The organism is Stenotrophomonas sp. DDT-1 (assembly GCF_001580555.1).
GTDB lineage: Bacteria > Pseudomonadota > Gammaproteobacteria > Xanthomonadales > Xanthomonadaceae > Stenotrophomonas > Stenotrophomonas sepilia.
In genome coordinates this window covers 1-11,817 of sequence record NZ_LEKR01000071.1, presented here as the reverse complement: position 1 = coordinate 11,817, position 11,817 = coordinate 1, and the positions used below count along the sequence as shown (strand labels likewise).

Sequence of the window (11,817 nt, the reverse complement as noted above, 5' to 3'; positions counted from 1 at the left end):
GGCCCGCAGCGGCTGGCATTGGTCAAGCAGCTGCGCGCGCAGTACCGCATCGCGCTGGTCGATGAGTTCCAGGATACCGACGACCGTCAGTGGGGCATTTTCCACACCGTGTTCGGCGATTCACCGGAAGTGCGCGAGCTCGGCCTGGCACCGGCGCTGTTCCTGATCGGCGATCCCAAGCAGGCGATCTACGGTTTCCGTGGCGGTGATATCCACACTTACCTGAAGGCCAAGCGGGCGGCGCAACAGGCGCCGGTGCTTGACCAGAACTTCCGCTCGCGACCGGCCGTGCTGCGCGCGCTGCAGGCGCTGTACGACAACGGTGGCGAAGACGCCTTCCTCGAGCGTGACATCCAGTTCGAGCCGGTGCGGCCCGGTGGCGTGCGCAGCGATGCGGACTACCAGCGCGACGGCCATGCCGCCCCGGCACTCACCCTGCGCGTGCTGCGCAGTGGCGGTGACAAGGCGATGAGTGCCGATGCCTCGCGCGAAGCAGCGACCCAGGCCTGTGTGGCGGCGATCCACCAGATCCTGGTCGCGGCGCGCGCCGGCAATGCGGTGCTGCGTGGGCGCCCGGTACAGCCGGGTGACATCGCGGTGCTGGTGCGCTCGCATCGTGAGGCCACGCTGGTGCAGCGCGCGCTGGCCGCGGTCGGCATTCCTGCCGTGGCAGCGGGCAAGCAGAGTCTGTTCGCCACCAGCGAAGCGCGTGATCTGCGTGCACTGCTGCTGGCGCTGCTGCAGCCGGCTGACGAGGGCCGCCTGCGCGCGGCGCTGGCCACGGTGCTGCTCGGCCAGCGCGCCAGTGCGATCGCGGCGATGGAGCACGAGGGCGACCTGCAACGCGGGTTCCAGGCGCAGCTTCTGCATTGGCGCGAGCGCTGGCAGCGCGGCGGCCCGTTCGCGGTGATCGCCGACGTCTGCGCCGCGCAGGGCGAACGCCTGCTGGCGCTGATCGATGGCGAGCGCCGCCTGACCAACTACCTGCAGCTGGGCGAACTGCTGCAGGAGGCCTCGGCGCAGGCACTGGGCATGCACGGCCTGCTGGACTGGCTGCAGGGCCAGATGGCCAGCGCCGACCAGGATGACGAGCAGCAGCTGCTGCGCCTGGAATCGGATGCGCGCCGCGTGCAGATCATCACCCTGCACAAGAGCAAGGGCCTGGAGTACCCGCTGGTGTTCCTGCCCTTCGTGGGCATCGATGGCGGTGCGCCCAACACCGCCTCGCACTGCACGGTGCATGTGGGCGGCCAGCGCCAGCTGCACTGGAAGCTGGGCAAGGACGAGGCCTGGGAAGCGGCCACTGCGCAGCGCGAGCGCGAGCAGCGTGCCGAGGATGCGCGCCTGCTGTATGTCGGCCTGACCCGCGCCGAGCACGCGCTGTGGATCGCCGTGGGTGATCTGGCCGGGCTCGGCAGGACGCGGCTGGCACCGCTGCTGGGTGACCTGCAGGCGCTGCGCGCGCATGCCGATGTGTGCATCGATGACAGTGAGGTACCGGCTGCGCTGCCGCAGCTGGCGGCCGAAGTGGAAGGGGATCTTCCGGCGGTGCGTGCACTGACCCGGCGCGTTCCGCACGACTGGTGGGTGTACAGCTTCACCCAGCTGGCCCACGCCGATGCCGGCGCGGGCAGTGACATCGAAGCCGCTGCCACCGCGCTGCCGGCGCCGGCAGCCGACGAACCCACCGGCCCGGAGCTGCCGCTGGAACCGGCACTGCCGGAAGCCGCCGCGGTGGCCGAGGACAGCGCGCCGCTCGACTCGCGTTTCATGGGCAGCCGCTTCGGCAACGTGCTGCACGAGGCAATGGAAAACGTCGACTTCGCCGCATGGGCTGACTGGCAACCAGGCCGGGAAGCTCCCGAGGGCCAGGTCGAGGTGCTGCGCAAGGCGCTACACGATGAGGGCTATGCCGACGTCGATCTGGACGATGGCGTAGCGGTGCTGGTGCCGCTGGTGGGCCACACGCTGACCGTACCGCTGCCCGAAGGCGGTGCGCTGTACAGCCTCGGTGAAGGCGAGCGCCGCGCCGAAATCGACTTCCATTTCGCCATCGAGGCGACCACCGTGCCGGCGCTGCTGCAGGTGCTGCATGCGCACGGTGTTTCCAGTGGCCGCCGCGGCTTCGGCCAGCGCCGCCGCCTGGAGGGGCTGATGACCGGCATGATCGACCTGACCTACGTGCGTGATGGCCGGTGGTACGTGCTCGACTACAAGTCCAACCGCCTGCCCGGCTACAGCCCGGACCTGCTGGCCATTGCCATGCGCCACAGCGAATACGATCTGCAGGCGCTGATCTACACCGTGGCCCTGCATCGCTGGCTGCGCTTCCGCCTGGGCGCCGCCTACGACTACGAGCGCGACATGGGCGGCATCCGTTACCTGTTCTGCCGCGGCCTGGATGGCACGGGCAATGGCGTGCACGTGGATCGTTTCCCGTTCGCGCTGGTGGATGCACTCGACGCGCTGTTCGCCGGCGGCGAGCAGGCCCAGGCCCAGCTCGCCGCGCGTGCCCGAGGAGCCAGCGCATGAACCTGCTGAAGGAACTGCACCAGAAGGGCCTGCTGCGCACCCTCGACCATGCATTGGCGACCAGCCTGCAGCGGCTGCGCGACGACACTCCCGACAGCGTGGCGCTGGCGGCGGCGCTGGCTTCGCTGGCGGTGTCGCAGGGCCACGCCGCGTTCGATCCGGCACAACCGCAGCGGTTGCTGGAAGGCGTGCCCGAGTGGCCCGCCGCGCAGGCCTGGCTGGCACAGCTGCGCGCATCGCCCTGGGTGACGACGCCGGAGCAGGCTGACGCCATCGCCGGGGATGCCCCCTTGGTGCTGGAGAACGGGCTGCTGTACCTGCGCCGCTACCGCGAGTACGAGCGCCAGTTGGCCACCGGTCTGCAGCGCATCGGCCGGCATCCGCTGCCGGCGCCGGACATGGCAGCGTTGGCGCCGTTGTTCGCGCAGCTGTTCCCGCACGCATCGCGCGGTGAAGATCACCAGGCACGCGCAGCCGGCGTGACGCTGCGCCATCCACTGGCGCTGGTCACCGGCGGCCCCGGCACAGGCAAGACCACCACCATCGCACGCCTGTTGCTGCTGCTGGCCGCGCAGGCCCGGCACGCCGGCCAGCCGCTGCCCGAGGTGGCGCTGGCCGCGCCCACCGGTCGCGCCGCCGAGCGGATGGCCGAGAGCCTGCGCATGGCCGTGCAACGCTTGCAGGAACAGGGACTGGATCCGACGCTGTGCGCGGCACTGCCCAGCAGCGGCACCACCCTGCATCGACTGCTCGGCGTGATTCCCGACTCACCACGCTTCCGCCACCACGCCGACAATCCGCTGGCGGTGGACGTGGTGGTGGTCGACGAAGCGTCGATGATCGATCTGCCAATGATGGCCAAGCTGGTCGATGCGATTGCCAGCGGCACCCGCCTGATCCTGCTCGGCGACCCCGATCAGTTGCCGTCGGTCGAAGCCGGTGATGTGCTCAGCGCGATCCTGCGCGCCAGCGGTGATGGCATCGGCACCCGCGCCGACGATGCGCTGGCGCTGCATGGCCTGCTGGCACCGGCCACCTTGCAGCCGCAGGCCGCACCACGCGCCTTCGCCGGCCGTCGCGTACAGCTGCAACGCGGCTACCGGCAGAGTGATGCGCTGGACCTGGCACCGCTGGCGCATGCCGTGCGTGAAGGCGACAGCGGCACCGCGCTGCAGCTGCTGCGCAGTGGTGAACTGGCCGGCGTGCACTTCCACGAAGGCGAAGCCGATCCATTGCGCGGTCAGCGCGAGCATCTGCTGGGCCACTGGCGTGCACTGGCCGAGGCCGCGGATCCGGTACGTGCCCTGCAGCAGGCCGGTCGCCTGCGCGTGCTGACCGCGCTGCGCGAAGGCCCGCAAGGTGCGCGTGGGCTCAACAGCCGCATCGAACAGCTGCTGGCAGGCAACACCCCGGGCTACTTCCAGGGCCGCCTGCTGCTGGTCACCGAGAACAGCTACCGGCACCGCCTGTTCAACGGTGATATCGGCATCTGCCTGCGCGATGGCAGCGGCGCGATGGTGGCCTGGTTCCCCGGCGATACCGTCGACCAACCACGCGCCTTCCACCCCGCAGCACTGCCCGCGCACGAAAGCGCCTTTGCGATGACCGTGCACAAGGCACAGGGCTCGGAGTTCGACGAAGTGTGGTTGCAGCTGCCACGCCAGGACGGCCGCGTGCTGTCGCGCGAGCTGGTCTACACCGGCCTGACCCGCGCCCGCCAGGTACTGCATGTGGCCTGCAGCGCCGACGTGCTGCAGGCCGCACTGAAGCGGCACGCCAGCCGCTTGGGCGGCCTGGCCTGGCGGTTGGGTGCGGAAGACGTGGTTGAAGCACCAACGCGTGTCGAACAGCCCACGGTGCAGGGCACCTTGTTCTGAATCGGGGTCGGATCCCGTTCCCATCGGGAAAGGGCTCTGACCCCATCGCCCCGATGTCGCATTTGCCGTTTGATGACGCCGTTGGCGCTACCTATCCTGCGTTGCTATTCCACGACACAGGAACCGGCACATGGCCCTTATGGCTCTGGATGACCCACGATGGGCCGAACTGCAGCATGCCTATGGCGCTGCGGATGACATTCCGGAGCTGCTGGCCAATCTCAGTATCCCGAAAAACGAAAGATCCGAAGACGATCCGATCGAGGACACCTGGCACGAGTTGTGGAGCAGCCTGTGCCATCAAGGGGACGTCTACAGCGCTTCGTTTGCGGCGGTGCCGCATATTGTTGATGCGCTTCTGCAGCAGCCAGAGCTCCTGATGTTCGACTTCGTTGGGCTGCCGATCACAATCGAGATCGAGCGAAGGGAAGCTGATATCGAGCTCCCTGAATTTCTGGAGCCGCACTACTCAGAATCGCTTCAGTGCCTCGCGCGCTTTGCTGCCAGCGTAATCCTGGACACGCATGACAGAAGCATGAGTTCAGCGTTGCTGACAACGCTTGCGCTGGCCCACGGCAATACCGGCGTCGCACGCATGCTTGGGCAGATAACCGCTTACGAAGCGGATGAAGCGGTTGATCTGTTCCTCAATCGCTAGCCAGAAGCAGTCGAGCATGGCTCGACTCTACAAAAGCGTACTTCGATCATTCCGACGTTCATCCACGCATGGCGTGGATCTACCGTGTCGACCAAGGTCGACACCCACAAGAGCAGAACGCCGTGCCGACAGATCGCAGGAAACTGTCGAAGGCGGGGTGGGTCCGGTTGCGGGGGCGTGAGCCGCATGGGCCCGAGGCATGCCTCGGGCGGGTTGGGCAGGATGCCCAACCCCGGTCTTGCCGTGTGCGCAGGACAGCGCACACGAGCAAGCGGCGACCGAGCTTACAGGGGTGAGGGCGCTTTGCTTGCGAAGCACTGCTTCGCAAGCGCCCGAACGCACAGCCGCCAGCGGCTGGGCCGGGCCCCGGAGGGGGACTTGCAGCGTCCCCCGCAACCGGCCCCCCCCCGCCAACCTACGGAATGCAGGCTTTTGCCGTTGACGTTGACGTTGATTCGGCAGGTGCAGGGCGCAGCCCTGCCGCCCCCGTCATTCCGCGATCAACACCAACCCATCCGGGAACACGATCGCCGCTTCATCGGCACTCACATCGAAGAAACCCACGCCGTGCTTCTCGGCCAGATCCTGCACCCGTCCGTGCGCGCGCTCGGCCACCGAGTACGCGAAGGCGCCGTAGATCACCTGCCGGCCGATGCTGTACTCGGTCACCTCGGCACGATCGTCATCGTCGTTGCTCAGTGGTCCGTTCAACGGCGGGAATTCCTGCGCCATCTCCGCAAACCACGCTTGCAGTGCCGGGCTGCTGACGGTCGGGTCGTCGTACTCGTGGCGCTCGTTCCACTGCGTCTGCTTCTCGAACCAGGCGATGAAGGCCGCCGCCTCGCGTGGCGCGGCGCTGGCCTCGAACACCATCATGTCGTAACTCATTGGAGCTTCCTGTGCAGAGCAGGGGTCAGCGCCTTCGCCTGCGGCGAAGGATCCGACCCCGGCAACGGGGTCTGTGGACGCACAGGGTATCCCGCTAGAGCTGTTCGGCTGCTCATCGCCAAGCCCGGCGCCAGCGCCCTGGCCTCTGGGAACAGCGCGAAGCGCAGGCCGATCAGGCCCATCAGCGCCTCGTCGCGGGCCTTGCATGCCGCCACGCTGCCAACCCGGCCCAGCGAGGTATCCAGCCGCTCGCGCAGCGCCTGGTCTGCAGCAATCGGCTTGCGCGCCGCGATCTGCCGCCGGTAGTGCCCAGCGATCTCTTCCAGGATGTGCTCGACGGCTTCGCGGCTGCGCTCGGGCAGTTCCAGCCGTGCACGACGCAGCTGCAGGATGTTCAGGCCGATGCGCGCCTCGTTGAGCATGTCCACCGAGGCGATGTCGCTGCCCTCCGGCGTCGCTGCCAGGCGCGGTGCGAGCAGGCCCAGCAGGTCGAGCATGCGTGCGGCGAAGCGCTGCCGATCCTGCTGGCCACGTCCTTCGGCGGCTTCGGCCAGCGTGGTCCAGCCCTGCCGCACCAGCCGGCGCGCGGTCCACTCGGCACCTACCGAACGGAACAGGCGGGTCATCACCACTGCAAAGCCAATGCCGATGAACATCGCGATCGACGAGTTGAGGAAGGTCTGGATGTTGGCGCTGTAGGTGTTCTGCAGGCTCAGCAGCGCGGCCAGATTGACTGTCAGCGGCAGCGCGAACAGCGCACTCTTGGGATGATGCAGCAGCAGTCCCAGCGGCAGGAAGGCCACCGCCAGCACCAGCGCCAGCAGGCCGAAGTCGTGCACGGCTGGAAACACGCCGAACAGGTACACGCCCGCCACAACCGAGGCGACCATCGCCCACACCAGGAACTGCACCATGCTGGGAGCCGGATCGTCCTGTGCGGCGAAGAATGCGGCCGTCACCGCCGCCATCATCGCGCCGTTGCCGCCGCCTTCCCAGCCCAGCGCGATCCACAGCACGCAGTAGCTCATCAGCGCCACGCCGGCACTGAGCGCGGAGAACAGCGCCATGCCGTAGTCGACGTGCTTGTCGGTGGCCACCCGTTCGGTGCGGATGCGGTAGTGCGCGCGATCCAACGGCGCGGTGCCCTGATCGATCGCGTGCTGCAGGGTGCGGCAGTCCTGCCACAGGTCCACCAGTTCCTCCAGGCGCAGCAGCAGGCTGGCCAGCTGCAGGTGCTGCAGGTCGCGGTCCACCTGCGGCTTCAGCGCGCTGATGCGCGCGCGCAGGCGGGCGTACTCGCTGGCGTTGGTCGGGCCATCCAGCCAATCGCGGATGTCGTCGACCAGCGCCGGCAGCCCATCCGGCAGGGCCTGGCCATCGCTGCGCAGCGCACTCAGGCGATCGGCGATTGACGACAACACCGGCAACAGCAACAGCATGCGCTCGCGCAGGCGCTCCATCGACACTGCCGAACCGGCATGGCGTGGATCATCGCGGCGCAGGAATTCGATCAGCGCCTCGAACTGCACCAGGTCGGCAGCCAGCCGGTTGCGCGGCGCGTGTGCGCGGCCACGCTCAAGGATCTGCCGGCACCACTGCGCGGCGTCCTCCATCCAGTTGCCGATGCGGGCGCGCAGCATCGGGCGTACCGACGCCGGGAACAGCAGCGAGGCAAACAGCACGGCCACCACCGTGCCGAGGATGATCTCCTCGCTGCGCGCCACCACGGTGTCGAAGATGGTCTCCGGCGAGGTGACTGCCGGGAAGCCGATGAAGGCGGTGGTGTAGCCGGCCAACAGGAACGCGTAGCCGCGAGGGCCGCGGTTGAGCAGGGCCATGAACAGGCAACCGGCCAGCCAGATCGACATCGCCGCACTCAGCACCAACGGGGTTTCCACCAGCGCCGGCAGTACCAGCAGCGTGGCCAGCCCGGCCACCAGTGTGCCGACGATGCGGTACACGCCCTTGGCGCGGGTCGGGCCCAGCAGCGGCTGGCTGACGATGTACACCGTGCCCATCGCCCAGTAGGGGCGCGACAGGTTGCCGGCCATGGCGATGTACAGCGCGGCCACCGCGGCCAGGTAGGTCTTGATCGAGAACAGCCACGCCTGGCGGTCGGTCAGCGCGTTCATGGCTTACTTCGCCGAGGCCTGTGCGGTGGCCGGCGCCGCCGGGGCAACCGTTGCCTGCCAGCCGCCACCCAGCACCAGGAACAGATGGATCTGGTCGCGCGAGACCTGCGCTTCGGCGGCGGCCAGGGTGGCGTCGCTGGTGGCCAGGCTGCGGTCGGCATCCAGGCTGGACAGGTAGGGTGTGCGGCCGCCCTGGTACAGCCGGCGGTTCTGCTCGGCGGCCAGCGCGGCCTGCTCCTGCGCCACGCGCAGCGACTGCAGGCGGCGCAGGTCCTGCGCATAGCGGTCCAGCGCAGTCTGGGTCTCGCGCAGCGCCTGCAGCACGGTGTGGTCGAACTCGGCCAGCGCGGCGTCGGCGCCGGCTTCGGCAGCGTGGACGCGCGCGTGCGTGCCCGACGACGGCAGTGTCCACGAGATCAGCGGGCCGATCGACCACTGCTGGGTCATCGGCGTGCCGAAGTCTTCCAGCAGGCCGGCGGCACCGACCGAAGCGCCGAGGCGGATGTCCGGGTACAGCTCGGCGGTGGCCACGCCAATGCGCGCGGTGGCCGAGGCCAGCCTGCGTTCGGCCTGGCGCACGTCCGGGCGGCGCTGCAGCAGCGCACGGCCATCACCGACCGGCAGCGGCTGCGCCAGGCTGGGCGCGTGCGCGCAGTCGATCACGCCGGCCGGCAACTGGCCTGGGGTCTGGCCCAGCAGTGCGGCCAGCGAATAGGCCGCGGCCGAGCGCTGCGCGCGCAGCGGCGGCAGTGCCGCCTCCAGCAGTGCCACCTGCGCATTGGCGCGGGCCAGTTCCGGCGGCGTGCCGCGGCCGGCCGCGATCAGGCGCTCGGTGACACTGCGGCTGCGCTGCTGCAGCTGCAGCGAATGCTCGGCCACGTGCAGTTCGTGGTTGGCGTGGCAGATTTCCAGGTAACTGTCGGCCACCTGCGCGACCACGCTGACCTGGGCCAGATCGCGTGCCGCCGCCACCGACTGCTCGTCGGCACGCGCCGCTTCGGCGCCGCGCTTGAGCTTGCCGAACAGGTCGAACTGGTAGCTGACCGCGAACTTGCCATCGGCCAGGTTGATCACCGGCAGCTCGTGCTCCTGCAGGAACGATTCGGCCGACAGCTGCGCGCGGCTGACGCCGGCCTCGGCCTCGTACTCGAATCCGCCCGCGTCCAGCGCCTGTTCGTACACGGCGGCGGCGCGGCGCAGGTGCGCATCGGCGGCCTTCAGTTCCACGTTGTCACGCAGTGCCTGGGTGATCAGCCCGTCCAGCACCGGGTCGTTGTACAGCGACCACCAGCGGTCGGGCAGCGCCTGGTTGGCAGCCACCTGCGGGTTCTGCGTATCGATGAAGGCCGCATTGGCCTGCGGGCGCTTGAACGCCGAGCCTTCCGGCAGTGCATAGTCCGGGCCGACGGTTCTGCACGCGGCCAGGCTGGCCAGTGCGACGATCAGGCCGAGACGGGGCAGGGCGGCGTTCACAGGCCCGCCTGTGTCGGCGAAGCGCCGGCCTTGTCGTTGTGCGGATGGCGGCCGGTGTCCACGGTCACCGTGGCGGTGCGCCCGGCGATCAGTTCCACGCCCTTGGGCACTTCGTCGATGGCGATGCGCACCGGGATGCGCTGAGCCAGCCGCACCCAGTCGAAGGCCGGGGTCACGTTCGGCAGCAGGGTGCTGCCGTTGCTGCGGTAGCGGTCCTCGATACCGGCGGCAATGCTTTCCACGTGGCCGCGCAGCGGCGTCGATTCACCCATCAGCCGGATGTCCACCGTCTGCCCCGGCGCCACGCCGCGCAGCCGGGTCTCCTCAAAGTAGCCATCGATGCGGAACGAGCCGGTATCCAGCAGCGCCAGCACCGGCTTGCCGGCCACCACGTAGTCGCCCACGCGCATCGTGCGGTCACTGACCCGGCCATCGGCCGGGGCGCGCACCTCGGTACGGCCGAGGTTGAGCTCGGCCAGGTCGACCGCAGCCTGTGCGGTGGCCAGCGCCGCCTGTGCGGCCTGCAGCTTGGCGCGGCGTACTTCGGCGTCCTCGGCGGCGACCAGGTCCTGCAGGCTGCGGTCGCGGCCGATCTCGCGGCGCAGCTGTGCCACCGAGGCCTGGCGCTCGGCCAGGCTGGCCTTGGCCTGCTCCAGCGCGATGCGGTAGCGGGCGCGATCGACGACGAACAGCAGGTCGCCCTTCTTCACCGCCTGGTTGTCGGCCACGTTCACCGTTTCCACCAGCCCGGACACGTCCGGCGCCACCTGCACCACGTCGGCGCCGACGTGGGCATCGCGGGTCCAGGGTTCATCCATGTAGTAGACCCACAGCTGGCGCAGCACCAGCAGGGCGATGATCACGGCTGCGCTGGTGAGCAGCACCGGCAGGGTCTTCTTCACGATCTTGTTCACGATTGCATCCAACGCAGGAGGTGGAACAGCAGGCCCAGCACGATTCCGTACAGCGCCAGGTTGAACAGCGCCGGGTGCCATACATGGCGGTAGGCGCCGGCACGCTGCAGCAGCGCGTGCAGGCCGCTGTTGACCAGATAGGCCAACACCATCAACCCAAGCAGGGTCGGGACGAACACTCCGTGGAGACTGAATTCACCGGGCATCGGTAGGGGCGGGGACGAGGTGGGGGAGGGGAGGGACAACGAAACAACAGCAACGGGCAAAAGCCGCTGGCGTGTGCACGGCAGCGGCGGCGTTCGGGGGCAGCGCTCTTACGTGATGCGGTCGGCGGCCTCGGCCAGCAGGCGCCATGCCTTCAGCACGGCGTGCAGTTCATCCATGGAAAGCTCGCCGAACACGTCCTGGCGCAGGCCGATCAACTGATCTTCCAGTTCGCTGACCAGCGCACGGCCCTCGTCGGTCAGCCACAGCAGGTTGGCGCGGCGGTCGCTGGCGTCGCTCTCGCGGCGGACCAGGCCACTGGCGCACAGCTTGTCCAGCAGGCGTACCAGGGAAGGACCCTCCATACCCAGCTGCTGGGCCAGCGCCACCTGGCGGATGCCACCGCCGGAGCGGCCGATCATCAGCAACGGCATGGTGCAGGCGGTGGAGATGCCATAGCTGCCGAGCCGGCTGTCGGCCAGGCGCTGCCACTGCCGCCCTGCGTACAGCAGGCCGGAGCTGAGCTGCATCTGCAGCACGGTGCGCTCGTCGAGGGGGCGGTCCATAAGAGATAGATAGGATACTACTAATTTCATTCCTATCAATGGGTTTTTATGAATGGGTGGGTGTGTTGAGGAAAGCGTTGCGCCTGCCTGGTGTCGGGTGGGGCGGCGGGGGCCGGACGGGGCAGGACACGCCGCAAGTACGTCCCTGTAGGCTCGGCCGCGGCATCCATGCCGCGGACGGTCCTGCCCCGCCCGGCCCCCGCTGCCTTCCCATCACCCCGCGAGCGCGGTGGGTTGGCTCTTGGAAGCAAGAGCAGAAGCAGTGCGGACCAACGGTCCGCACCCACCAAAGCAGAAGACACCACAGCAGCGGCGCGCTGCTTCCGAAGCCATGAACCCCCGCCTTTGCCCCCGCTTTCGGGCGGTCCGGCCGCGCCCGCAGGAACGCGCCCGCAGGAAACTGTCAGGGATGGGGAAGGGCGGCAGGGCAGGACCGTGAGGCGCATGGATGCGCCGACCGAGCCCCCATGGATGGGTTTACGGCGTGTCCTGCCCTGCCGCCCTTCCCCATCCAGACCCGTAACAGGCAGGCGCCGCCAGACCCCCCGATGAACCGTCCCCACAGGACGACCC

9 protein-coding genes are annotated in these 11,817 nt (G+C 68.8%); 3 read left to right on the top strand and 6 right to left on the bottom strand.

Going from position 1 to position 11,817, the window contains the following annotated elements; genetic code table 11:
- From AB839_RS20320 to AB839_RS20310, 3 genes are all read left to right on the top strand, one after another.
- A partial coding sequence (locus tag AB839_RS20320; protein WP_061480711.1) for an exodeoxyribonuclease V subunit beta occupies positions 1 to 2,532 on the top strand: 2,532 nt, incomplete at its 5' end.
- The gene (gene recD, locus AB839_RS20315; RefSeq protein WP_061480709.1) at positions 2,529 to 4,409 is read left to right on the top strand and encodes an exodeoxyribonuclease V subunit alpha; all 1,881 of its coding nucleotides are present in this window, start codon (positions 2,529 to 2,531) and stop codon (positions 4,407 to 4,409) included. The genes AB839_RS20320 and recD, both read left to right, overlap by 4 nt.
- Positions 4,410 to 4,539: 130 nt before the next feature.
- The gene (locus tag AB839_RS20310; RefSeq protein ID WP_061480708.1) at positions 4,540 to 5,067 is read left to right on the top strand and encodes a hypothetical protein; all 528 of its coding nucleotides are present in this window, start codon (positions 4,540 to 4,542) and stop codon (positions 5,065 to 5,067) included.
- A gap of 489 nt (positions 5,068 to 5,556) precedes the next feature.
- On the opposite strand, the gene AB839_RS20305 is transcribed toward AB839_RS20310, so the two are convergent.
- The 6 genes from AB839_RS20305 to AB839_RS20280 form a co-directional block, all read right to left on the bottom strand.
- On the bottom strand, positions 5,557 to 5,955 hold the full coding sequence (locus AB839_RS20305) for a hypothetical protein (RefSeq protein ID WP_061480707.1): 399 nt from the start codon (positions 5,953 to 5,955) through the stop codon (positions 5,557 to 5,559).
- The gene (locus AB839_RS20300) at positions 5,952 to 8,087 is read right to left on the bottom strand and encodes an FUSC family protein (protein WP_229298498.1); all 2,136 of its coding nucleotides are present in this window, start codon (positions 8,085 to 8,087) and stop codon (positions 5,952 to 5,954) included. Before AB839_RS20300 ends, AB839_RS20305 begins: the two co-directional genes overlap by 4 nt.
- Positions 8,088 to 8,090: 3 nt before the next feature.
- Entirely contained in the window at positions 8,091 to 9,560 is a 1,470-nt protein-coding gene (locus AB839_RS20295) for an efflux transporter outer membrane subunit (RefSeq protein WP_061480706.1), read from the bottom strand.
- A complete protein-coding gene (locus AB839_RS20290) occupies positions 9,557 to 10,474 on the bottom strand; it encodes an HlyD family secretion protein (RefSeq protein WP_061480710.1) in 918 nt (305 codons plus the stop codon). The genes AB839_RS20295 and AB839_RS20290 overlap by 4 nt, the downstream gene beginning before the upstream one ends.
- The gene (locus AB839_RS20285; protein WP_025875651.1) at positions 10,471 to 10,680 is read right to left on the bottom strand and encodes a DUF1656 domain-containing protein; all 210 of its coding nucleotides are present in this window, start codon (positions 10,678 to 10,680) and stop codon (positions 10,471 to 10,473) included. The genes AB839_RS20290 and AB839_RS20285 overlap by 4 nt, the downstream gene beginning before the upstream one ends.
- A gap of 108 nt (positions 10,681 to 10,788) precedes the next feature.
- Positions 10,789 to 11,244, bottom strand: a complete 456-nt coding sequence (locus tag AB839_RS20280) for a MarR family transcriptional regulator (protein ID WP_061480705.1) — start codon at positions 11,242 to 11,244, stop codon at positions 10,789 to 10,791.
- Between the last annotated feature and the right edge of the window lie 573 nt (positions 11,245 to 11,817).

Coding starts and splice junctions, on each gene's coding strand:
- recD (WP_061480709.1), top strand. CDS start 2,529: ATGAACCTGCTGAAGGAACTGCACCAGAAGGGCCTGCTGCGCACCCTC.
- AB839_RS20310 (WP_061480708.1), top strand. CDS start 4,540: ATGGCCCTTATGGCTCTGGATGACCCACGATGGGCCGAACTGCAGCAT.
- AB839_RS20305 (WP_061480707.1), bottom strand. CDS start 5,955: ATGAGTTACGACATGATGGTGTTCGAGGCCAGCGCCGCGCCACGCGAG.
- AB839_RS20300 (WP_229298498.1), bottom strand. CDS start 8,087: ATGAACGCGCTGACCGACCGCCAGGCGTGGCTGTTCTCGATCAAGACC.
- AB839_RS20285 (WP_025875651.1), bottom strand. CDS start 10,680: ATGCCCGGTGAATTCAGTCTCCACGGAGTGTTCGTCCCGACCCTGCTT.
- AB839_RS20280 (WP_061480705.1), bottom strand. CDS start 11,244: ATGGACCGCCCCCTCGACGAGCGCACCGTGCTGCAGATGCAGCTCAGC.